The organism is Streptomyces doebereineriae (assembly GCF_031845645.1).
In the GTDB taxonomy this organism is placed as follows: Bacteria; Actinomycetota; Actinomycetes; order Streptomycetales; family Streptomycetaceae; genus Streptomyces; species Streptomyces canus.
Genome location: NZ_JAVREZ010000005.1, coordinates 230,978 through 252,070, shown reverse-complemented (window position 1 = coordinate 252,070; position 21,093 = coordinate 230,978). Strand labels below are relative to the sequence as shown.

21 protein-coding genes are annotated in these 21,093 nt (G+C 68.9%); 8 read left to right on the top strand and 13 right to left on the bottom strand.

What is annotated here, in order from left to right:
• Positions 1–9 precede the first annotated feature (9 nt).
• The 4 genes from RNB18_RS17340 to RNB18_RS17325 all read right to left on the bottom strand — a co-directional run bounded on the left by RNB18_RS17340 (position 10) and on the right by RNB18_RS17325 (position 2,988).
• Positions 10–504 carry a PaaI family thioesterase gene (locus tag RNB18_RS17340; RefSeq protein WP_311714970.1) on the bottom strand — a complete coding sequence of 165 codons (495 nt, stop codon included), beginning with the start codon at positions 502–504 and terminating at the stop codon, positions 10–12.
• Positions 505–677: 173 nt separating this feature from the next.
• Positions 678–1,268 (bottom strand): TetR/AcrR family transcriptional regulator, encoded by a 591-nt coding sequence (locus tag RNB18_RS17335; RefSeq protein ID WP_311714969.1) that lies wholly within the window; start codon positions 1,266–1,268, stop codon positions 678–680.
• Between the two features lie 215 nt (positions 1,269–1,483).
• Entirely contained in the window at positions 1,484–2,074 is a 591-nt protein-coding gene (locus RNB18_RS17330) for a TetR/AcrR family transcriptional regulator (protein WP_311715224.1), read from the bottom strand.
• Between the two features lie 413 nt (positions 2,075–2,487).
• Positions 2,488–2,988, bottom strand: coding sequence for a PaaI family thioesterase (locus RNB18_RS17325; RefSeq protein WP_311714968.1), 501 nt, complete (start codon positions 2,986–2,988; stop codon positions 2,488–2,490).
• A 105-nt stretch (positions 2,989–3,093) separates the two neighbouring features.
• Between RNB18_RS17325 and RNB18_RS17320 the strand changes: the two genes are divergently transcribed.
• Entirely contained in the window at positions 3,094–3,561 is a 468-nt protein-coding gene (locus tag RNB18_RS17320; RefSeq protein ID WP_311714967.1) for a winged helix-turn-helix transcriptional regulator, read from the top strand.
• A 540-nt stretch (positions 3,562–4,101) separates the two neighbouring features.
• On the opposite strand, the gene RNB18_RS17315 is transcribed toward RNB18_RS17320, so the two are convergent.
• Together RNB18_RS17315 and RNB18_RS17310 are read right to left on the bottom strand one after the other, a co-directional pair.
• On the bottom strand, positions 4,102–5,163 hold the full coding sequence (locus RNB18_RS17315) for an alkene reductase (protein ID WP_311714966.1): 1,062 nt from the start codon (positions 5,161–5,163) through the stop codon (positions 4,102–4,104).
• 138 nt (positions 5,164–5,301) lie between these two features.
• Positions 5,302–6,093, bottom strand: a complete 792-nt coding sequence (locus RNB18_RS17310) for an SDR family NAD(P)-dependent oxidoreductase (protein WP_311714965.1) — start codon at positions 6,091–6,093, stop codon at positions 5,302–5,304.
• A gap of 346 nt (positions 6,094–6,439) precedes the next feature.
• Here RNB18_RS17310 and RNB18_RS17305 point away from each other — a divergent pair, with 346 nt between their 5' ends.
• A complete protein-coding gene (locus tag RNB18_RS17305) occupies positions 6,440–7,006 on the top strand; it encodes a TetR/AcrR family transcriptional regulator (protein ID WP_311714964.1) in 567 nt (188 codons plus the stop codon).
• Positions 7,007–7,413: 407 nt separating this feature from the next.
• On the top strand, positions 7,414–8,427 hold the full coding sequence (locus RNB18_RS17300) for an NADP-dependent oxidoreductase (RefSeq protein ID WP_311714963.1): 1,014 nt from the start codon (positions 7,414–7,416) through the stop codon (positions 8,425–8,427).
• 103 nt (positions 8,428–8,530) lie between these two features.
• Here the strand turns inward: RNB18_RS17300 and RNB18_RS17295 are convergent, their stop codons facing one another.
• Both RNB18_RS17295 and RNB18_RS17290 read right to left on the bottom strand, forming a co-directional pair.
• Entirely contained in the window at positions 8,531–9,541 is a 1,011-nt protein-coding gene (locus RNB18_RS17295) for an enoyl-CoA hydratase/isomerase family protein (protein ID WP_311714962.1), read from the bottom strand.
• Between the two features lie 73 nt (positions 9,542–9,614).
• Positions 9,615–10,775, bottom strand: a complete 1,161-nt coding sequence (locus tag RNB18_RS17290; RefSeq protein WP_311714961.1) for an iron-containing alcohol dehydrogenase — start codon at positions 10,773–10,775, stop codon at positions 9,615–9,617.
• Positions 10,776–10,903: 128 nt separating this feature from the next.
• Between RNB18_RS17290 and RNB18_RS17285 the strand changes: the two genes are divergently transcribed.
• Positions 10,904–11,863 (top strand): LysR family transcriptional regulator, encoded by a 960-nt coding sequence (locus RNB18_RS17285; protein WP_311714960.1) that lies wholly within the window; start codon positions 10,904–10,906, stop codon positions 11,861–11,863.
• A gap of 159 nt (positions 11,864–12,022) precedes the next feature.
• Here RNB18_RS17285 and RNB18_RS17280 read toward each other — a convergent pair whose 3' ends face one another.
• On the bottom strand, positions 12,023–12,625 hold the full coding sequence (locus RNB18_RS17280) for a TetR/AcrR family transcriptional regulator (RefSeq protein ID WP_311714959.1): 603 nt from the start codon (positions 12,623–12,625) through the stop codon (positions 12,023–12,025).
• Between the two features lie 279 nt (positions 12,626–12,904).
• Between RNB18_RS17280 and RNB18_RS17275 the strand changes: the two genes are divergently transcribed.
• Entirely contained in the window at positions 12,905–13,120 is a 216-nt protein-coding gene (locus RNB18_RS17275; protein ID WP_311714958.1) for a Rossmann-fold NAD(P)-binding domain-containing protein, read from the top strand.
• A gap of 108 nt (positions 13,121–13,228) precedes the next feature.
• Here RNB18_RS17275 and RNB18_RS17270 read toward each other — a convergent pair whose 3' ends face one another.
• From RNB18_RS17270 to RNB18_RS17255, 4 genes are all read right to left on the bottom strand, one after another.
• Entirely contained in the window at positions 13,229–13,924 is a 696-nt protein-coding gene (locus tag RNB18_RS17270) for a haloacid dehalogenase type II (protein ID WP_311714957.1), read from the bottom strand.
• A 166-nt stretch (positions 13,925–14,090) separates the two neighbouring features.
• Positions 14,091–14,921 (bottom strand): enoyl-CoA hydratase/isomerase family protein, encoded by an 831-nt coding sequence (locus RNB18_RS17265; RefSeq protein WP_311714956.1) that lies wholly within the window; start codon positions 14,919–14,921, stop codon positions 14,091–14,093.
• Positions 14,922–15,196: 275 nt separating this feature from the next.
• Positions 15,197–16,063, bottom strand: a complete 867-nt coding sequence (locus tag RNB18_RS17260; RefSeq protein ID WP_311714955.1) for an alpha/beta fold hydrolase — start codon at positions 16,061–16,063, stop codon at positions 15,197–15,199.
• Between the two features lie 49 nt (positions 16,064–16,112).
• The gene (locus tag RNB18_RS17255; protein ID WP_311714954.1) at positions 16,113–17,108 is read right to left on the bottom strand and encodes an NADP-dependent oxidoreductase; all 996 of its coding nucleotides are present in this window, start codon (positions 17,106–17,108) and stop codon (positions 16,113–16,115) included.
• Positions 17,109–17,257: 149 nt separating this feature from the next.
• Here RNB18_RS17255 and RNB18_RS17250 point away from each other — a divergent pair, with 149 nt between their 5' ends.
• The 3 genes from RNB18_RS17250 (at position 17,258) to RNB18_RS17240 (ending at position 21,025) form a co-directional block, all read left to right on the top strand.
• On the top strand, positions 17,258–17,881 hold the full coding sequence (locus RNB18_RS17250; RefSeq protein WP_311714953.1) for a TetR/AcrR family transcriptional regulator: 624 nt from the start codon (positions 17,258–17,260) through the stop codon (positions 17,879–17,881).
• 230 nt (positions 17,882–18,111) lie between these two features.
• Positions 18,112–19,023: an alpha/beta hydrolase gene (locus tag RNB18_RS17245; protein ID WP_311714952.1), complete on the top strand. Its 912-nt coding sequence runs from the start codon at positions 18,112–18,114 to the stop codon at positions 19,021–19,023.
• A 112-nt stretch (positions 19,024–19,135) separates the two neighbouring features.
• Positions 19,136–21,025, top strand: coding sequence for a propionyl-CoA synthetase (locus RNB18_RS17240; protein ID WP_311714951.1), 1,890 nt, complete (start codon positions 19,136–19,138; stop codon positions 21,023–21,025).
• Positions 21,026–21,093: the final 68 nt, after the last annotated feature.

Sequence of the window (21,093 nt, the reverse complement as noted above, 5' to 3'; positions counted from 1 at the left end):
CGTGGCGGATCAGGGCGCGGGGAGCGGAAAGAGCATGCAACTGCTGGTGGCGTGGGCGAGCAGACGGTCCTCGGCGTCGACCAACTGGGCCTGCGCGAGAGCGGTTTGGCGTCCTCTGTTGACGACTGTACCGATCGCGCGGACCTTACCGGTGTCCACGGTGATCCGCCGGAGGAACTTCACGGTCAGATCAAGCGAGGTGTATGCCGTGCCCTGCGGCAAGGTCGATTGGACCGCCCCGCCGGCCGCCGAGTCGAGCAGGGTGGCGTAGACCCCTCCGTGCACACTGCCGAGGGAGTTGTAGTGCTCCTCGCCCGGCATCAGCGAGAAGACGACGCGGCCCTCCTCCACTTCCTCGAGGGCGAAGTCCAGCGCGGCTACGAGGGGCGGTGGGGGCAGGCGTCCCTCGAGCAGGTCGCGCAGCACCTCCACGCCCGAGACGCGTCCCGCGGTTGCTCCCACAATCGCGGGATCCTGCCATTCATACGTACGCGTCCGTCCCACGCCCCTGCCTCTCCACCTTGGTTCGAGAAATGAACCTAGCCATGGCCTGCCTGACTGTCAATGATGAAGTCAGGGAGCGCTCCGGCTGGACGATCCGGCGTCGCCGACCCGCCCGGATCGGATCGTCCGGTGCGGAGGCGGACTGGAGCGGCCGGTCCGCGCGCGGGAGTGCGTCAGCCGCGCTGCCAGGCGTCCAGCAGGGCCAGGGCGTTGTCCACCCCCTGATCGAGGAGCTCGTTGGCGAGCCGACTGTCGGTCAAGGCGCGGGAAAGCTGCAGCGTCCCGGCCATCTGGCCGAGGAGGCTGAGTGCCTTCACACGTGCGGAGGACGGGGCCTCGGGCGCCATGCGGGCGGCGATGCCCTCGACCAGGATCAGCACACCGTCGGTGTACGCCTGCCTTGTTGTCTCGGCGCAGCGACCGATCTCGTCGAGCAGAGCGGCGTTTGGGCAGCCGTCGCCGAGCCTTTCACGGTGCTGAGGCGAAAGGTACCCCCGCACGATCTGCTCAAGTCCGGCACGGCCAGGCTCGGCCAGCGCGACGACGCTCTCGGCCTGCACCTTCAACTGGTCGGCGATGGCCGTGGTGACGAGGTCGTCTTTGGATGCGAAGTGAGCGTAGAAGGCACCATTGGTCAGCCCCGCGTCCTTCATGAGCGTCGAGACCCCGGAGCCGTCGATACCGTCCTGCTTGAACCGGCGGCCCGCGGTCTCGATGATCCGCCGCCGCGTCTCCGACTTGTGTTCTTTTCCGTACCGCACCACGCCACACACTCCTTCGCCGGCCGGAAGGACCGGTTGCCCTTCACCGACTCAGCCAGTCTATGGTATTGCAAACGTAATCCAAAGAGTCGACGGAGGCGACGGGCGAGCGAGCCCGAGGGTTTCATCAGTGAGGCCAGGCACCGGCCCAGCATCTGCACTCCCACTCCGTTCGGCGACGCAAGCGGCCATCCCCCACGCCACGGCGGATCTTCGTGTCAGTTGTGCTGTTCGGCGTCTATCAGGGCGAGGGCGTTGTGGATGCCTTGTTCGAGGAGTTGGTCGGCGAGTTGCCGGTCGGTGAGGGCGCGGGAGAGTTGCAGGGTGCCGGCCATCATGCCGAGGAGGCTGAGTGCCTTCAGGCGTGCTGAGGGTGGGTCGTGGGGTGCCAGGCGGGCGGCGAAGCCGTCGATGAGGACCAGGGCGCCGTCGGTGTAGGCCTGCCGGGTGGTGTCCGTGGAGCGTGCGATCTCGTCGAGGAGGGCGGCGTTGGGGCAGCCGTCGTCGATGGTGTCGCGCTGCTGGGTGGAGAAGTACCAGCGGATGATCTGCTCGAGTCCGGCGCGGCCGGGAGCTGCCTGCGCGACGATGTTCTCGTGCTGGGCGCGCATCTGGTCGGCGACCGCGGTGGCGACCAGATCGTCCTTGGAGGTGAAGTAGGCGTAGAAGGTGCCGACAGTCAGGCCCGCGTCCTTCATGAGGGTCGCGACGCCGGAGCCGTCGATGCCGTCCTGCTTGAGGCGGCGGCCGGCCGTCGTGATGATCCGCTGCCGGGTGTGGTGTTTGTGTTCCTTCGGGTAGCGCACGATGCGTTCCTCCATCGCGGCAGCCGGGGCGGGTGCCGCAGCTGCCGTCCGTGGTCGGGTCAGTGGGCCGCGCCGGCCGGCGCGGAGGGCGAGGCGAGGCCGTCCGTGCTGGTCAGGACGGGCTTGGGTGATCGCTACGCGCAGCAGGGTGCCCTTGTTGACGTTGCTGATCCACAGGGCGCCGTTGTGGAACCTGAGCCCGTTGGCGCCGACCGGCAGGGGCCGCTTCGGGTCTCGTGTTCAAAACCGGCGTGGAAATCGCTTCGCCTGCCGAGCCTGCCCGGCGTGCACCGCGACCGATCCGGTCCGCGCCCCTGTCAGCGGAGCGGTTCCACACGGTCGTCGGGGTGCCCCGCAGCCAGGAGCGTGTCGGCCAGGGCGTGCCCCCTCAGCCCCAGACCGCCTTGCCCGCGGAGTCACACCTGAGGGGCGGGTACCGGGAAGAGCATGCAGCTGCTGGTGGCGTGGGCGAGGAGACGGTCCTCGGCGTCGACCAACTGGGCCTGCGCGAGGGCGGTCTGGCGGCCCTTGTTGACGACCGTGCCGATGGCGCGCACCGGGCCGGTGTCCACAGTGACCCGCCGCAGGAACTTCACCGTCAGGTCGAGCGAGGTGTATGCCATCCCCTGCGGGAGGAGCGTCTGTACGGCGCAGCCCGCCGCCGAGTCCAGCAGCGTGGCGAAGACGCCGCCGTGCATGCTGCCGATCGGGTTGTAGTGCTCCTCCCCCGGGGTCAGCGAGAAGACCGCCCTGCCGGGCTCCACCTCGTCCAGGGCGAAGTCGACGGTGTGACTGATCGGCGCCCGCGGAAGCCCGCCCGCCTGCACCTCGCGCAGGAAGTCGATGCCGGCCATACGTCCGGCTGCCTCCGCCGAGATCGCGGGATCGTCCCATTGATACGTACGCGTTCGCCCCACGGTCCAGCGCCCTTCCCTCTGACTGCCAGCTGACTTTTCCAAGCGAAGCTAGACTTTTGTTCACCTGGCTGTCAATGGAGAAGCCAGGTCCCTTACGATGGGGGGATGGAGTGGCTTGAGGCGAGCACGGAGAACTGCCCCGTCCAGCGCACGCTCGACGTGATCGGGGAGAAGTGGACACTGCTGATCCTGCGTGACGCCGTCAACGGCGTCCGCCGCTTCGACGACTTCCACCTCCACATCGGCCTCTCGGAAGCCGTGCTCAGCGACCGCCTCCGCAAGCTGACCTCGGCCGGCATCCTGAAGACCGTCCCCTACCGGGAGCCCGGCAGCCGCCCCCGCAACGAATACCGCCTGACCCGCAAGGGCTGGGACCTGTGGCCCGTCCTGATGGCCCTGACCCAGTGGGGCGAGGCATACGCCCTCGGCCCCGAGGGGCCTGTCCTGGACGTCACCCACACCGACTGCGACGCCCCGGTCCGCGTCGTCGTCGAATGCTCCGCGGACCACTCCGCCCTCACCCCCCGCGACGTCACCGCACGGCTGGGAAGCGGCGCCCGCCTCCGGCCCTGAGCCATCGACCTCGCGGCCGCGGTCGTAGGCAGGACAGCGGTCGGACATCAGCCGAACGCCGTGCACTCCGCCACGACTCGTCACCCGCCGGATCGGGACGAGGTCGCGTGCGTCGCAGGTGACGTTCGCACCAGGGAGAGATCGGCACGATGGCGCCGGGCAAGGGCTGCTTCTTGTCGCGGAGGCGAAGCGCCAGGGCTACCGGTGCCCGCCGGAAGTCCTGGACCAGTACGGGTGCCCCGGCAGCCTTGGCGATGTGGCCGCCGAGCCTTCGGTCGACGGGTGCCGACGCCGGCACGGAGCCCCCGACGTGACTGTGCAGGAGAACGTGGTCGGTGTCGGCGTCGACGGGTTCGCACCGGATTCCCGGCACACCGCCCGCGTCCACCTCCCGGCTCCGCCTGGATGCGCGCCGCATCCGACTCGGACGGGGGTTCGCCCCAATGGCCCGCCCTTCAACAGGAGCCTGCCGGACACGTGGTACCTCCATGCGGCCATGAGGGCATACCGGCCCGCCAGGACCGGTATCGCCGGAGTTCGTCAGGCAGCGTGGGTGGGGTAGTCGGTGTAGCCGGTTGCGTCGCCGCCGTAGAAGGTGGCGGGGTCGGGGGCGTTGAGGGGCGCGCCGGTGCGTACGCGCTCGACCAGGTCGGGGTTGGCGAGCGCCATGGTGCCGACGGTGACGACGTCGGCGACGCCGTCTTCGACGTCCTTGGCGCGGGTGTCGATGTCGGTGCCGGCCCGGTTGAGGACCAGAGTGTTCGGCCACAGCTTGCGGAGGGTGTGCAGGAGTTCGTCGTCGCCGCCGTGGGCGATGTGCAGGTAGGCGAGGTCGAGCGGGGCGAGGGCGCGCACCAGGGCGGGGTACAGCTCGTGGGTGTCGCTCTCGGCGATGTCGTTGAACGGGTTCCCGGGGGAGATCCGGATGCCGGTGCGGCCGGCGCCGATCTCGTCGGCCACGGCAGTGGCCACCTCGACGGCGAAACGGATGCGGTTCTCGATGGAGCCGCCGTACTGGTCGGTGCGCTGGTTGGTGTTGTCGGCGAGGAACTGGTGCAGGAGGTAGCCGTTGGCGCCGTGGATCTCGACGCCGTCGGCGCCGGCCGCGATGGCGGCCGCCGCGGCGCGCCGGAAGTCGTCGACCGTCGCGGCGACCTCCTCGGTCGACAGTTCGCGCGGCACCGGCATCTCCTGGAGGCCGGACGCGGTGAACATCTCGCCCGTCGGCTGGACCGGGGAGGGGGCCACCGGCTGCCGGTGGTGGGGGGTGTTGTCGGGGTGGGACATCCGTCCGGCGTGCATGAGCTGGATGACGATGCGTCCGTCGGCCTTGTGCACGGCGTCGGTGACCTTGCGCCAGCCGGTGATCTGCTCCTCGGTGTAAATGCCGGGGGTCACCGGGTAGCCCTGGCCGTCGGCGCTGGGCTGGGTGCCTTCGGTGATGATGAGGGCGTGCGAGGCGCGCTGGGCGTAGTACTCGGCGTTCAGCTCGGTGGGTATGCCTTCCGGGGTGGACCGGTTGCGCGTCAGGGGGGCCATCGCCAGTCGGTGCGGCAGGGAGATCTCCCCGGCGACGATCGGGTTCCACAGGGCGTTCGACATGGATGTTTCCTCAAGTAAGGGTGAGAGTGAGCTGCGGGGTGGCAGGCTGCCTGCCTCGCGGGAACCAACGCGTATGCGATGACCAGCCGCGTGGAGAAAAGTGGTCGGTGGTCGACGGCGCCCGTGCCGGAGCGGCGGTCAGCCGCGGTAGCGATCGGCCGGGACCTTCCGGGACAGGTTCGGGACGAGCGCCTGACGCGCCTTCTCGAACGACTCCCAGTCGCTGATCTCCGGCAGGGACAGGATGGTGACGGGCTCCCCGGCGTCAAGGCCGGCGAGCGCCGCGTCGACGGCGTCGTCCACGCTCATGACGATCTCGTCGGGGAACGCCTCGAGGTCGACGCCGGAGCCGTCCCAGAGCTCCGTGCGGACAGCGCCCGGCAGTACGGCCTGCACCCTGACGGGGCTCTCGGCGAGTTCCTGCTGCAGGGCCTGGGTGAACGTCAGCACGTAGCTCTTGGTGCCGCTGTAGACGGCGCTGACGGGCAGGATGTTGAGAGCCATGGCAGAGGAGATGTTCACCACGGTGCCGCGCCCGCGGGCCGTCAGCCCCGGCAGGACCGCGATGGTCAGCCTGGTGAGCGCTGTCACATTGAGGTTGATCAGCGCCTCGTAGGCCGCCGCGTCGGAGCCGGTCAGCGGCGTGAGCAGCGCACCGCCGGCATTGTTGATCAGTACCTCGATGCTCTCGTCGGTCCGAAGGCGCTCCTCGACCACGGAGATCTGCGCCGCGTCGGTGAGGTCGGCGGCGACGACGTCCACCGCGCGGCCCGTGCGGCTGCGGATGTCCGACGCCAGCGTTTCCAGCCGCGCAGTGTTCCGGGCGACGAGGATCAGGTCGTAGCCCCGGTCGGCAAGCCGCTGCGCATAGGCGGTACCCAGGCCGGCGGACGCACCGGTGACGACAGCGGTCTTGTTCTGCGTGGTCATGGGGGGATCTCGATTCTGGGCCGGCGGATGAGTGGGGACCGAAGCGTCGGCTCCGATCTCGCTTTAGATTACGATAGATATCTAAAGCGATCCAGTCAACGTGCACGCGGGGCCACGAGGCCGACTGCCGATCAGGTTCGGACGGAGACTCGTGGGGCGCATGGTCGCCAAGGACGACTTCGCGTCAGGCCCTCACGGCCCGGCGACCTCCTTCGGAGACGTGCCCACCGCCCGCATACCGAGCACTACAGGGCCGCCTCCAGAGATGCGGCTCGGCACTGCGGCCGACCGCACGACACTTCGCATACGATAGATGCACCTTGGTATCTAACGTGGCAGGTGAATGATGAGTCGCGTTTCGCAAGCACAAGCGCTCGAGAACCGCCGGCGCGCGGTCGCCGCGGCCTCCCAGCTCTTCCGGGAGCGCGGGGTGAACGGCATCAGCGTCGCCGATCTGATGAAGTCCATCGGGCTGACCACGGGCGGCTTCTACAAGCAGTTCCCCTCCAAGGAGGCGCTGATCGTCGAGGCGGCCCAAGCCGCGTTCGGGGACCTCGACCTGCTTCTGGAGTCGTTCGACACTGCCCAGGGCGATCACGACACCGCGCGCGGCACCCTCATCGACTACTACCTGTCCGCCGAGCACCGCGACCGGCCCGGCACCGGCTGTCCCACCGCGGGCTTCGCAGGGGACATGGCTCGCGAGCCCGCAGCCGGGGAGGTCCTCGAAACGTACGCGGCCGGCGTCGAGAAATTCGCCGCGTGGATGTCCACCGACGCCGACGACGGCCTTGCCATGGTGGCCACCCTGGTCGGCGCGATCCTGCTCGCCCGGGCCACGGCTGGCACAGAGCTGTCGGAGAAGATCCTGGAGTCCACCCACGAAGCCCTGACCGCGCCACACGGTTCTTGACCCGGAACCCTGGACGCGGGTACTGCGCGTCCAGGGCCGACACCACGCGATTGAGCGGTCGTTGGGCAACGGAAGCGCCATCCCGCACATGCTGCGCCCGGCGTTTTCCGGTCCGCTCCCCTGCCCGTAACCGCCACTGCTCCCCCACGCCCCGCCGCGGCGGAGTCCTCAGCTCACTCGGGCGACCTCACCTCCAGGACCGCCGCCCCCTCCGGGGTCGGCACGACAGCGGTCACCCAAATGCCCTTGAGCGCATCCATGGCGGTGACCCCGGCTCACCTGAGTTTACTTTTCCATACTCAGTAAGTAGCGTCGTGGTCGGCACACCAACCCGAACGGGCGCGCAGGGTGACTTGCGCGAAGAATCACATCGAGTACTGAAAAACCCACACAGAAAGGCGGCCGGCATGAAGGCATTCGTCGTCGAGAAGTACGGCAAGGACGGCGTACGCGCCGCAGACGTACCCGAGCCCACTGTCGGAGACCGCGACGTACTGGTCAAAGTGAGCGCCGCCAGTATCAATCCGCTGGACAAAATGGTCCGGAACGGGGAGTTCAAACAGCTCCTGAAGTACAAGCCTCCGTTCGTGCTCGGCCACGACGTGGCAGGCGTCGTGACGCGGGTCGGCTCCGCCGTGCACGGCCTCGAAATCGGCGACGAGGTCTACGCCCGTCCGCGCGACCTGCGGATCGGCGGCTTCGCGGAGTTCATCGCGATCGACATGGACGATGTCGCCCCCAAGCCGGCCTCCCTCACCCTCCACGAGGCAGCCGCCGTGCCGCTGGTGGCCCTGGCCGCCTGGCAGATCCTCGTCGACCGGGCCCACGTGCAGCCGGGCCAGAAGGTGCTCATCCACGCCGGTGCCGGTGGACTGGGCTCGACGGCCATCCAGCTCGCCAAGCACCTCGGCGCCACGGTCGCCACGACCACGAGCACCGACACGGAGAAGGTGGTCAGCAGCCTCGGCGCCGACATCGTCGTCGACTACACCAAAGAAGACTTCTCGAAGATGCTGTCCGGCTACGACCTCGTGCTGGACTCCGTGGGTGGAGCGAACCTCGAGAAGTCGCTGACCGTGCTGAAGCCCGGCGGTCTGGCCATCAGTGTCGTCGGCCCGCCGGACCCCGGGTTCGCCAAGCAACTGGGTGCCCCCTCCTTCATGGGCCTGGCGATGAGCATGCTCAGCCGCAAGGTCCGCAAGCAGGCGAAGGCGCTGGGCGTGCGCTACCAGTTCTTCTTCATGCAGGCCAACGGCTCCCAACTGCGCAAGCTCGGCGCCCTCTACGACAGCGGGAAGCTCCACCCGGTCATCGACAGCACCTTCCCGTTCGACCAGACGCTAGAGGCGATGGCGTACGTCGAGCAGGGCCGCACCAAGGCGGGCAAGGTCGTGGTCTCGATGGTGCCCGACAACGACTGAGACCGTGCCGGCACCAGCCCTTGCGTACGGCACGGTCACCGCAACCCACCCCTCCCGCACGGCCGGCCCCCGGCGCTGGGCCATGCCCTCCTCGCGGGCATGATCAGGACGGCAATGTCCGTCCGCCGAGCGCCACACGCTGCCAGTCGGGAGTGCGGTCCTTGTCGACCAGGGCCGCACGGACGCCCTCCAGGAAGTCCGGCGTGCGGATGGTCGTACGTGCGAGGGCGAGTTCAGCGGCGAGGCACTCGCGCAATGTGCGCTGCCTGCCCCGGGACAACAGGGCGTGAGTGATCTCCAGGCTCTGCGGCGAGGCGGACTCCAAGGCGACCAGTGCGCCTGCCGCCCAGGGGGTGTCGAGGTGACGCAGGCGTTTCTCGATCTCGCCGAGGGTCGCCGCGCCGAACGCCCGGTCCACCTCCCCGCGTACCTCCGCCAGCCTGCTCTCCGCCACCGGGGAACGGCCGCCGAGACGGTTCAGGACCACGTCCACCGGGTCGCCGGGGTTGTCGGCCAGCGCGTCGCCGACCGCGTCGAGCCCGTCCGCGGGGACGAAGTGCGTGGCCAGCCCCGTGTACAGGGTGTCGGCCGCGTCGAGCCGGTGCCCCGTGAGGCCCAGGTACATACCGATCGCGCCGGGCAGCCTCGGCAGAAAGTAGCTGGCCCCCACGTCCGGGAAGAACCCGATCCCGGTCTCGGGCATCGCCAGCACCGCGCGCTCGGTGACGACACGGAAGCTGCCGTGGACGGACAGACCGAGGCCGCCGCCCATGCACACTCCGTCGATGAGCGACACGACCGGCACGGGATATTCGGCGATGCGGGCGTTGAGCCGGTACTCGGAGGCGAAGAACCGCTCACTTGCCTCGGCGTCCCCGGAGAGGCTGTGCTCGCGGATCGTGCGGATGTCTCCACCGGCACAGAACGCCTTCGTGCTGGTGCTCGCGAGCACCACGGCGGACAGCGGGATGTCCTCCCACTCGGCGAGCACGCGGTCGATGGCGGCGACCATGCCTGTCGTCAGGGCGTTGAGCGCCTTGGGGCGGTTCAAGAGGATGCGGCCGACGCCCCGGTGGACGTCGGCGAGAATCTCTGTGGCAGCGGCGTCAGTCATGGGTCAGCACCTCGTGGTCCGCGCGGACCTGGCTGTCGTGGCCATCATGTTCCTCTTCCTCATGCGCCGGGTGTCAGGCGTAGATCTGCGCGTAGAGATCCTGGATCTCGTCCACGGTGGGTACGACGGGGTTGTTGGCGGGCGACCCGGACGCGAGCGCCTGCTCGGCCATGAGGGGCGACAGGCGGAACCACTCGTCCTTGTCGATGCCGTGGGCCCGAGGGGTGGGCACGTCGAGATCCTTGCACAGTGATCGCAGTGCCTCTACGAGCTTGTCGGCGGCCAAGGCGTCACTGTGGCCCTCGGTGGCGGCTCCGAGGGCGCGGGCGCAGTCGGCGTACCGGCTCTCGGCGGCCGGCGCGGAGAACGCGGTCACCGCGGGGAAGAGCATGGCGTTCGACAGACCGTGGGCCACGTGGAAGTGAGCGCCGATCGGGCGGCTCATGCCGTGCACCAGCGCCACGCTGGAGTTGGAGAAGGCGATGCCGGCCTGGGTCGCGGCGAGCATCATCGCCTCGCGAGCCTCGAGGTCTCGCCCGTCGGCGTAGACGCGGCGGAGGTGGCGGCCGATGGTCCGGATCGCGTTCAGGGCGAGGCCGTCGGAGAACGGATTGGCCTTGCGGCTCACATACGCCTCCACGGCATGGGTGAGCGCGTCGACGCCGGTGTCGGCGGTCAGCCGGGCCGGCATCGACAGCGTCAGTTCGAAGTCGACGACAGCGGCGACCGGCAGGAATGCCGGCCCCGGGCAAAGCATCTTCTCGTCCGTGGCACTGTCGGTGATGATGGTGAACTGAGTAGCCTCCGAGCCACTGCCCGCGGTCGTCGGGACCGCGATCACCGGCAGCGCCGGGCCGAGGTTGACGTGCGGGGCTCTGTAGTCCCGCATCCGCCCGCCCTGGACGCCCAACAGGCCGAGTGCCTTGGCGGTGTCCATCGGGCTGCCGCCGCCGAATCCGATCACCGAGTCCGCCCCGTGCTCGCGCAACACGGTCAGGCCCGCGTCGAGCGAGTCGGTCGTCGGATCAGGGACGGTGCCGGCAAACAGGCGCGGCCGCGATCCGGCATCCCTGAGCGTCGCCATCAGTCGTTCCGCCGCACCGGTGCCGGCGAGGAACGCGTCCGTCACCAGCAGTGGACGGCGCAGGCCCAGCCCTGCGACGACGTCACCCAGCTCGCCCACGGCACCGCCGCCGACGCGCAGGATCCTCGGGAGGGAAAGGCTGGCGATCATGGCGGCCCTTTCGGCAAGCACGGCGGGGCAGGTGGCGCCCACTGCCCTGACTGTGGGGTCCCGCGCCAAGTGCGAACAACGGCCAATAGCGCACAGCCGCTGTGCAGAAATGCAGATACGGTCGGGCCGTGCGCCCCCACTCCCCGGACGAGAACCCCGCTCCGCGGCCGGTCGGCTCCCGCTCGGTCGATCCGCGCAAACTCCGCGCGGACGATCTGCGCTACCTGCTCGCGGTCTCCCGTACCGGCCGTCTGGTGACAGCCGCCGACGCACTCGGCGTGGATCACACCACCGTGTCACGCCGTATCGCCGCACTGGAGAAGAGCCTCGGCCTGCGCCTCATCGAGCGGGGCGCGGAGGGATGGACACTGACGGACATCGGACGAGCCGTCTCGGAGAGCGCACGCGTGATCGAGGAGGCCATCGACCGCGTCGTCGACACCGTGGCGGGCCAGGACTCGCCGTCCCTGCACGGCACGGTCCGCGTCAGCGCGCCCGACGGCTTCGGCACCGTCTTCGCCACACCCGCCCTCGTACGGGTGCGCCGCCGGCACCCCCGGCTGCAGGTCGAACTCATCACCGCGACACGGCAGCTCGCCCTGCGCCCGTCCGGCTTCGATCTCGCTCTCGTCATCGGCGTCCCCGCCAGCAGTCACCTGGTGACCGAGCACCTCACCGACTACACGCTGGGGCTCTACGCCAGTGACGACTACCTCACCCGGTACGGCCGCCCTGAGACGGTGGCCGAGCTGCGCGAGCACCCGCTCATCTTCTACATCGAGTCGATGCTGCAGGTCGGCGACCTCGACATCGAACGTCACCTTCCCGGTATGACCCCGTCATTCTCCTCGACGAACGTCTTCGCCCAGCTAGAAGCGACCCAGCAAGGGGCCGGCATCGGCGTCCTGCCGGCCTTCCTGGCCCAGCGGACGCGACTGCGCCGACTGCTCGCCGACGAGATCGACATCCGGCTCCCCATCACCCTGGCCGTCCGCCGCGAAGCGGTGACGCACCCCGCCGTACATGCCCTGTGGACCGCCCTACGGCGTGAGGTCGCCGAACGGGCCGATGAACTGCTTCCGGAGTGAACGCCAAGGAGAGTCCGGTGCGGTGAACTCCCGCCGATCGAACCGGACTGGCGGGCGTCCGATGTTGTCGCCGTCGGCGCGGGAGGCGCATTCCTCCGCCGCCTTCCCCTCGTCGGCGCAGCCGGCCTATGCGGAGCAGCCAACTCCGCAGGCCGCACTTCAGCGAGGCAGCAGGACGTCGACCTGACCCCGGATGTCCTGCACGATCTCCTCGACGCTCAAGGCGATGTTCACGCTCATCGCCATGCTGAGGAACATCACGGCGGACACGATGTGTGCCAGCGTCGCGGCGTCGCCCGCTGTGACCCGCTCGTCTCGGCGGAGCACGGCGGCGATGGCCTCCTCGGCCTGCCCGACGATGGCGAGTGCTGCGCTGTGCCGGGGCTCCTCGGGGTCGCCGAAGACCATCTCTCGAAGGTAGGTACGTCCGTTGTCGATCTGGGTGCGGTTGCACTCGACGATCGGCCGGACAATCGCCAGCACAGCGTCCAGCACGCCTGGGACGGTCTCGGCGTCCGCCAGGCCCTGCTCGAGCGCTTCGGCGTACTTGGCGTTCTGCACAAGCAGGAGGAGTTCGCCCTTGGTCTTGGCATAAAGGAACAGGGTCCCGGTGCCGATGTCGGCCTTGTCCGCGATCTGCTGGGTCGTGACCTCATCGACGCCGTGTTCGGCGAACAGCTCACTGGCGGCAGCGACAATGCGGTCGAACTTCTCCTGCTTGTTCCGCTCGCGCCGTCCGACCGACTGGGGGGCGACAGACATGGCGGTGTCCTCCAGGAATAGATTCCTGACTGCGATCAATTATGATGACAGTCACTACCGTGTGGGCTCGAATGTGGCTCCGCTCATTCTCCCACGGCCGGGCGAGGAGTCGATGAGAGCATCGTCCCCCTCACGCTCGATGTCACCGTGCTCATCAACAACGCGGGTGCGATCCCCGCCCAACGCGAGCCTGCGCGGAGACGAACTGCTTCGGTCCCGTCCTCCTCGCCCGCGCGTTCGCACTCTCTGCGCATCGAGCTCGCGCCCAAGGGAGTCCACGTGACGGCAGTGCACATGGGCTACGTCGACGCCCCTATGGCCGCGCACGCCGACGGACCGAAGTTGCTGCCGGCGGAGCTGGTGACGACGGTCTACGACGCCGTCGAGGCCGGCGAACACGAGGTCCTGGCCGACGAGTTGACCGTACAGGTCAAGTCGGCCGTGAGCGGCCCGGTCGAGGCGCCCTACCCGGACCTGCACAGCACGAACGCCTGAGCCTGTCCCCCTTCCAGGCGTGGGTCCGAGGCCCGACGTGGTCTTTTCAGGTCGGGGTTCCGCGATCCATGGCGGTCGGACGGTTGGCCGGCGGCGTCGGATCGTCCGCTATGGAGCGAGTCGTCGGGCCAGGTCGGGGATGTCGGTGGCGATGAGGTCGACCCAGTCCGGCGCCGGTGCGGCCGGATGGCCGGGGCCCCATTCCAGCGGACGTGGAATGTATGCGGTGCGCAGTCCGACGTCGGCGGCGGCACGCAGGTCTTCGAGATGGCAGGCGGTCATCAGCAGCCTGGGCGCTGGGACTTCGAGTAGGTCGCCGGCCATCAGGTACACCTTTGGGTCGGGCTTGTAGCTGTGGATCAGTTCGGCGGACAGGATGGCGTCGAAGGGCAATCCGCCGACGCGGGCAAGGTGGATGAGCAGCGCGATGCTGCCATTGGACAGGGTGGCGGTGATATGGGTCTCGCGCAGCCGGGACAGACCGTCGCGGCTGTCGGGCCATGGGCTCAGGCGGTGCCAGGCACTGACGAGTTCGGCCCGGTCGGTGTCCGTGAACCCGGTCAGGCCATGCTCGGTGAGCACGTCGTCGAGCATCATCCGGTGCAGTTCGTCCAGCGACCGCCAAGGCACTTCTCCCGACACCACCCGCAGCAGTGTCGGCGCGTATCGGCTGCGCCACGCGGTCGCGAGTCCCAGCCAGTCGGCCTGCACCCCGGCGCGGGTGCCGGCACGCTCGAATTCCCTCGCGACGCCCGTGCGCCAGTCGACCACGGTGCCGAAGACGTCGAACACCACCGCGTCCACAGCGCCGATCCATCGGCCGTTTCCGGTAGTCACGGAGTTTCTCGCCATGTTCTTCTCCTGAACGGCTCCTGATCGGCACGGACGAGACGACGAACCAGGTGACCCCCACGACAAACGAGCACCGCCGCAGCATCTGCTGCGTCGGCGTCCGTTTCATGATGGGCTGTCAGAGCTGCTGGTTGGCGATGCCGATGTACTCCCCCAGGCGGTACTCGAAGTCGATGCCTGCCTGCTCGACGATGGCCTGTGTGCCGGCGGCGCGGGCGAGGAACCCGGGGAGGGTGAGGGAGTGGGCGAACTCGCCGTAGGCGGCGATCAGATCGGCGTCCGGGGGTAGGGAGGCCCGGTTGACCTGGGCTTTGGCCGAGGCGAGTGACGTGCGGTCGAAGGAGGCGAGCCGACCGACGATCGTGTCGACGAAGGCGTCGAGTTCGCTGTCGGGGAGGGCACGGGTGGCCCAGCCCCAGCGTTCGGCGGTGTCGGCGTCGTAGTCGTCGCTGGTGAGGATGGCTTCCAGGGCGCGGTCGCGTCCGATGGCGCGGGGAAGGCGTTCGGTGCCGCCACCGCCGGGGAGCAGTCCGCTGCCGACCTCCGGCTGCCCGAAGATCGCCTTCTCCCGGCTGGCGTACCGCAGATCGAGGGCGAGGGCGAGTTCGTTCCCGCCGCCGCGGGTGCGTCCGCGGATGGCCGCGATGGTGATGTAGGGCGCTTTGGAGAGTGCCAGGACCAGGCTCGTCCAGGCCGGCACTGCGTTCTCGTCCTCGGGGGCGGGGAAGTCGGCGGCGGCGGCCAGGTCGAAGTGGTTGTAGAAGAAGTCGGGGGTGGCGCTGTCGAACACCACGACCTGGATGTCCGGGTCAGTGGCCAGTGTCTCGACGATCTCGATGAGGCGCAGGACGGTCTCGCCGACGATGAGGTTGACGGGCGGGTTGGCGAAGGTGATCTTCGCGACCTTGGGTGAGGTGCGCTCGTAGTGGATGGTGCTCTGCTCGCTCATGGTCTGGCTCCAGATGCGTGATGGATGTCGGTCGGCGACGGGGCGTCAGTGGGCGCGACGTCCAGCGAGACGAGTTCGGTGGGCCGGAGTAGAGCGCCGATCGCAAGGTGACTTCCGCGACCCCGTCGATCTCCCGGTCGACGGGGATCTAGGTCTCCACTCCGCCGGCCACCGGCCCGGGTTGTGTTCGGCGAGGTGGATCTGGCGGTACTCCTCCTGGCCCGGGGCGGCGGAGATGGCCCTCTCCCTGGCCGGCTCTTCCTGCCAGGCGGTGGTCAACGGGCGAGAAACTCGACCGCGACCGGGGCGAACTCCTCGTAGTACTGGAAAATCCCGCCGTGACCCGAGTCGGGGTAGATGATCAGCTCGCTGTCCTTGATGCGCCGGTGCAGGTCATCGGAGAGGACCGAGGGGACCATGCGGTCGTTGTCGCCGTTGGCGATCAGCGTGGGATGAGTGATCTTCGCCAGGTCGTCGGGGGTGGAGCGCCCCCACTTCTGGATCGCCTTCAGCTGCGTCTGGAACGCCTTGGTCTTGATCTTCGCGTCACGGTCGACGGTGCGCTCCTTGAGCCGGTTGACGAACGCGCGCCCGGCGGCCTTGCCGACGGCGTTGCGGTTGAAGAACAGGAACTCCTTGGGGTCCGAACGGGTCAGGGTGGCGCGCAGGATGTCCCAGTAGGTGGTGCCGACGACCTTGTCGATGTCCTTGCCGCCCTTGGGCCCGGTGCCGGTGAGGACAAGCTTGCGGATGAGCTCGGGGTGCTTCACCACCAGGGCCTGGGCGACCATGCCGCCGAGGGAGAAGGAGAAGACGTCGATCTTGTCGTACCCGAGCGCCTTGATGAAGGTGTAGGCGTCGTCGGCCATCGCCTCGACACTGTCCGGCACCTGGCCTGTGGACGCCGCGACCCCGCGGTTGTCGAAGGCGATGACGTGACGGCCCTTCGCGACGGGGTCGATGATGCGGGGGTCCCAGTTGTCCAGGGTTGCGGCGAGGTGGACGAAGAAGACGACGGGGATGCCGCCCTTCGGTCCCAGCTCGCGGTAGGCGTAGGTGACGCCACCGGCGCTGACGGTGCGCGCCGGGGCCTTCGCGTAGGCCGTGATGACGGCTTCGTTCGGGGTGTCGGTGCTACTCATGACGGATTCTCCTCGTGTGTTTTGTGTCGCCCGTCGCGGTTGCGGCGAGTCAGCTGTTGCTGATGACGGCCTTGCCGCGGATGCCACCCTGGGACAGGAACTGCAGCGCCTGCGGGGTCTCGTCGAAGCCGACCACCTTGCCCACGACCGGGCGCACCACGCCCTGGTCGATGAGGGTGGTGATCTGGCGGAGCTGGTCGCCGCTGGCGCGCATAAGCAGGAACTCATACGTCACCCCGAGCTTCTTCGCCTGCTTGCGGATCTTGCGGCTCAGGCCTGCGACCGCCAGGCGCAGCAGCGGGTTCAGACCGGCCTCGCGGGCGAACGCGGGGTCCGGGGGGCCGGCGATCCCGATGGCTTTGCCGCCGGGCTTGAGCACCCGCAGCGACTTCTCGAGATTCTCACCACCGAGGCTGTCCAACACCAGGTCGTAGCCGGTCAGGAGCTGCTCGAAGTCCTGGCTGCGGTAATCGATCACCGTGTCCGCGCCGAGCGCGCGCACGAATTGCGCGTTGGAACCGCTGGCGGTCGTGGCGACGCTCGCGCCGAGGTGCGCGGCGAGCTGGATCGCGATCGAACCGACCCCGCCGGCGCCGGCGTGGATGAGAACCTTCTGCCCGGGCCGCACCTGCCCGCGCTCCACCAGGGCCTGCCAGGCCGTAAGCGCGACCAGCGGCAGCGAGCCCGCCGCTTCCATGCTGATCGAAGCGGGCTTGAGCGCCAGGTCGCCCTCCGCTACGGCGATGCGCTCGGCGAACGTGCCGATGCGGTTCTGGTCGGGCCGGGCGTAGACCTCATCTCCGGGCTTGAAGCCGCGAACCGCCGCCCCGACGCCGATGACGGTGCCCGCGACGTCGTTGCCCAGGATCAGCGGCAGCTTGTAGGGCAGGACCTGCTTGAACTCACCGTCGCGGATCTTCTCATCCAGCGGGTTCAGCCCGGCAGCCTCCACCCGCACAAGCACGTCGTGCTGCCCCACGGTGGGCTCGGGGACGTCCGCCTCCTGCAGCGGCTCCTTGTACTTCGTGACGACGAACGCTCTCATCGGGCGCCGCTCCTTGTCTTCATCCTATTTATCCAGGTTTGAGGCTGGATCGGCCAGTTCAGCGCGACACCTGGGGTCTCGCCCCACTCAATCGATCCGAGTACACTCAACTATGAGTCTACTCAGAATTAATGTCAAGGGAGGTCCCCATGGGACGCGGTCACATGCCGATCGGGCGCCGCGAGCTGGCCAAACAGGCCAAGCGCGAGCGCATCATGACCGCAGCCCGCGAACTGTTCGCCGAACACGGCGTCAGCAGGGTCACGACGCAACAGATCGCCCGCCGGGCCGACGTCGCGATCGGCACCCTCTACCTGTACGCGTCCACGAAGGCCGAGTTGCTGATCATGGTGCAGAACGAGAAGTTCGCCACGGCCATCGACGTCGGCCTCGCCGCCGCGAACGCCACCGACGGGCAGGGCGTGCTGGAGCCGGTCGTCGCTCTCATCCGTCCCGTGGTGGAGTGCCTGAGGGAACACATCGAGAACGGCCGCACATACCTGCACGAACTCGTCTTCGGCGACCCGGCCGAGCCCTACCGGCAAGCGGGCCTGGCCCTTGCCGGCCGCCTTGAGGACGGCATCACCGACCTGCTCACCCGCGACGAGTACATCGGTGCCGCCGACGCGGCAACGCTGGCGCGGGTGATCACCGCGATCATCCACATCGGCACCACCGCCACCGTGTACCTGCACCGCAGCGACGAAGTCGTCCTCGCCGACATCCGCGACCAGATCCACACCACCCTGGCGCCCCACCACCGCGCCGCATGACCACGTCCACACACAGGACCGCGTCGGTGAGCCTGAAGGTCGATTCACATTTCCGAACCGCAGCCCGCCCGTCGCGAAATAGAGGGGCCTCGCCTTCGCGCATTCATGGGGTGATCCCGACTCTCCTAAGTTTACTTTCTTATACTCAGCAAGTAGCGTCATGACGACCACATCGACCCGGCCGCCGCGGGAAAGCCCCCGCCCTGCACCGTCCGAGAAGGAGCGCAACCATGGGAGTAAGCCCAGAGGCACACGAGTTCGCGGAGTTCCTGGCGAGCGTGAGCGCGAAGTCGGCCACACCCGGCCTCGACCTGGCCGTCATCCGCGACATCGTCGACTCGAACCACAAGGCGTCGACCGAGCCGGAAGGCGTCACCTACGCCGAGGTGGACGCTGGCGGCGTCCCCGCCCTGTGGGCCATCCCCGAAGGGGCCGACCCCGACCGGGCGCTGCTCCACTTCCACTTCGGTGGGTCGGTCACCGCTTCGATGCACTCGGACCGCAAGGCCGCAGGCCATATCGCGAAGGCGGCCGGAGCCCGCTCCCTCGTCGTGGACTTCCGCCTGGCGCCCGAACACCCCTACCCCGCCCAGCTCGACGACGCCGAGACGGCCTACCGCTGGCTGCTCTCGCAGGGCTACGAGCCGCGGAACATCGGCAGCACCGGTCACTCGATCGGCGGCACCCTCGCGGTGCTGCTGCCGCTGCGTCTGCTCGCGAAGGGCGAGGCGACGCCGGGCGCGATCGTCAGCGTCTCCCCGTGGACCGACCTCACCCTCCAGAACCCGTCGGTGGACGAGAACGAGGACAACGACAAGATGCTCAGCCGGGGCACGCTGGAACTCTTCCGCGGAGCCTGGTTGCAGGACCCCGCCGTGGACTTCACCTCACCCGAGATCAGCATCGCGAACGCCGATCTGACCGGCCTGCCGCCCACGACCGTCCACTACGGCGAGTACGAGACCCTCGCCGACGACGGCGCCGAGCTCGGCCGCCGGCTCGCGGACTTCAAGGTCACCTCCGAAGTCCACCCGATGCCCGAAGGACAGCACTCGTTCGTCCTGGGCGCGGGGCGGGTACCCGAGGTGGACCAGGCCATCCAGCAGATGGGCCAGTGGCTCCGTGAGCACCTCGGCGCGTGAGCAGCAGCCGCACTGACGGCTCGACCGTACCGGCCGGCATGCGGTACTTGTGTCCGACACCGTTTCGCACGCGGTCCCACCACCGTCCCTCGATGCCACAAAGGAGTGCGCGATGGGAACGTACGAGGATGTCTTCCGCGCCAGTAACGAGGACCCCGAGAGCTTCTGGCTGAAGGCGGCCGAGGGCATCGACTGGGACGTCACTCCGCAGCGCGCCCTGGATTCCTCGGGCGCACCCTTCTACCGCTGGTTTCCCGACGGGCGCCTCAACGTCTGTTTCAACGCGCTCGACCGGCACGTGGAAGCCGGCCGTGGCGACCAACCCGCGCTCGTCTACGACTCCCCCGTGACCGACACCCGCCGCACCTACACCTACGCGCAGCTGAGGGACGAAGTGGCGGCCTTCGCGGGAGCGCTCGCTCAGCTCGGTGTGGGGCACGGCGACCGCGTGGTGATCTACATGCCGATGGTCCCCGAGGCCGCCGTCGCGATGCTGGCCTGCGCACGTATCGGCGCGGTCCACTCGGTCGTCTTCGGCGGGTTCGCCCCGCGCGAGCTCGCCCTCCGTATCGATGACGCGGCCCCCAAGGTGGTCGTCTCCGCGTCCTGCGGCATCGAGGGCAAGCGCGTCATCGCGTACAAGCCCCTGCTCGACCGGGCGATCGAACTCGCGGCCCACAAGCCGGAGAAGAGCGTGATCCTGCAACGTCCGCAGGAACGTGCCGAGTTGGGGTCCGACGATCTCGACTGGGCCGACCTGGTCGCCGCCGCGCCGCCTGCCGACTGCGTTCCCGTCACCGCCACTGATCCCCTGTACATCCTTTACACGTCCGGAACGACCGGCAAGCCCAAGGGAGTCGTGCGTGACTGCGGCGGCTACGCGGTCGCCCTGCACTGGTCGATGGGCGCCGTCTACGACGTGGGCCCGGGCGAGACGATGTTCACCGGCTCCGACGTCGGCTGGGTCGTCGGCCACTCCTACATCGTCTACGCGCCCCTGCTGGCAGGCGCCACGACGGTCCTCTACGAGGGCAAGCCGGTCGGCACGCCGGACGCGGGCCAGTTCTGGCGCCTCGCCGCCGAGTACCGGGTCAAGACCATGTTCACGGCGCCGACCGCCTTCCGGGCGATCAGGAAGGAGGATCCGAAGGGCGCGCTCACCGCCGGCTACGACCTCTCCCACCTGCGCTATCTCTTCCTCGCCGGCGAGCGTCTCGACCCCGAGACCTATCACTGGGCGAGCGCGCTCCTGGGCACGCCGGTGATCGACCACTGGTGGCAGACCGAGACCGGCTGGCCCATCGTCGCCAACCCGGTCGGCATCGAAGCCACCCCCATCAAGCCCGGCTCCCCCAGCCGCCCGCTGCCCGGATGGGACGTCCGCGTCCTCGACGCCTCGGGTGAGCCCGTGCCCGCGGGTGTCGACGGCGCGATCGTCGTCAAACTCCCCCTGCCACCCGGCGCGCTGCCCACCCTCTGGAACGACGACAACCGCTACATCGCTTCCTACCTGTCCGGCTACGACGGCTACTACCTCACCGGCGACAGCGGCCACCTCGACGACGACGGCTACGTCTTCGTCATGGGCCGCACCGACGACGTCATCAACGTCGCCGGACACCGGCTGTCCACCGGCAGCATGGAAGAGGCCCTGGCCGCCCACCCCGACGTCGCCGAATGCGCCGTCATCGGCGTCGCCGACGAACTCAAGGGACAGGTACCGCGCGGCCTCGTCGTCCTCAAGGCAGGCACCGGCCGCGAACCGGGTGAGGTCGAGGCCGAACTCGTCCAGCTCGTACGCGAGCGCATCGGAGCCGTCGCCTCCCTCAAGGACGTCACGGTCGTGGCCGCCCTGCCCAAGACCCGCTCGGGAAAGATCCTGCGCAAGACCATGCGCGGCATCGCCGACGGCCGCGACGAACCCATCCCGTCCACGGTGGACGACCCCGGCGTCATCGAGACCCTGCGCCCTGTTCTCCGCCGCGCAGGTCACACCCCGTGAACGGCTGACCGCGCCCTGGCCGGCGGTGGGCGAGCGCGTCCACCGGACTCCGCGCGGCACGGTCCGTC

Bases quoted from the DNA above. Each gene is read 5' to 3' on its own strand.
- RNB18_RS17320 (WP_311714967.1), top strand. From the start codon at position 3,094: ATGGAGTGGCTTGAGGCGAGCACGGAGAACTGCCCCGTCCAGCGCACG.
- RNB18_RS17315 (WP_311714966.1), bottom strand. From the start codon at position 5,163: ATGTCGAACGCCCTGTGGAACCCGATCGTCGCCGGGGAGATCTCCCTG.
- RNB18_RS17310 (WP_311714965.1), bottom strand. From the start codon at position 6,093: ATGACCACGCAGAACAAGACCGCTGTCGTCACCGGTGCGTCCGCCGGC.
- RNB18_RS17305 (WP_311714964.1), top strand. From the start codon at position 6,440: ATGAGTCGCGTTTCGCAAGCACAAGCGCTCGAGAACCGCCGGCGCGCG.
- RNB18_RS17300 (WP_311714963.1), top strand. From the start codon at position 7,414: ATGAAGGCATTCGTCGTCGAGAAGTACGGCAAGGACGGCGTACGCGCC.
- RNB18_RS17295 (WP_311714962.1), bottom strand. From the start codon at position 9,541: ATGACTGACGCCGCTGCCACAGAGATTCTCGCCGACGTCCACCGGGGC.
- RNB18_RS17290 (WP_311714961.1), bottom strand. From the start codon at position 10,775: ATGATCGCCAGCCTTTCCCTCCCGAGGATCCTGCGCGTCGGCGGCGGT.
- RNB18_RS17280 (WP_311714959.1), bottom strand. From the start codon at position 12,625: ATGTCTGTCGCCCCCCAGTCGGTCGGACGGCGCGAGCGGAACAAGCAG.
- RNB18_RS17265 (WP_311714956.1), bottom strand. From the start codon at position 14,921: ATGAGCGAGCAGAGCACCATCCACTACGAGCGCACCTCACCCAAGGTC.
- RNB18_RS17260 (WP_311714955.1), bottom strand. From the start codon at position 16,063: ATGAGTAGCACCGACACCCCGAACGAAGCCGTCATCACGGCCTACGCG.
- RNB18_RS17255 (WP_311714954.1), bottom strand. From the start codon at position 17,108: ATGAGAGCGTTCGTCGTCACGAAGTACAAGGAGCCGCTGCAGGAGGCG.
- RNB18_RS17250 (WP_311714953.1), top strand. From the start codon at position 17,258: ATGGGACGCGGTCACATGCCGATCGGGCGCCGCGAGCTGGCCAAACAG.
- RNB18_RS17245 (WP_311714952.1), top strand. From the start codon at position 18,112: ATGGGAGTAAGCCCAGAGGCACACGAGTTCGCGGAGTTCCTGGCGAGC.
- RNB18_RS17240 (WP_311714951.1), top strand. From the start codon at position 19,136: ATGGGAACGTACGAGGATGTCTTCCGCGCCAGTAACGAGGACCCCGAG.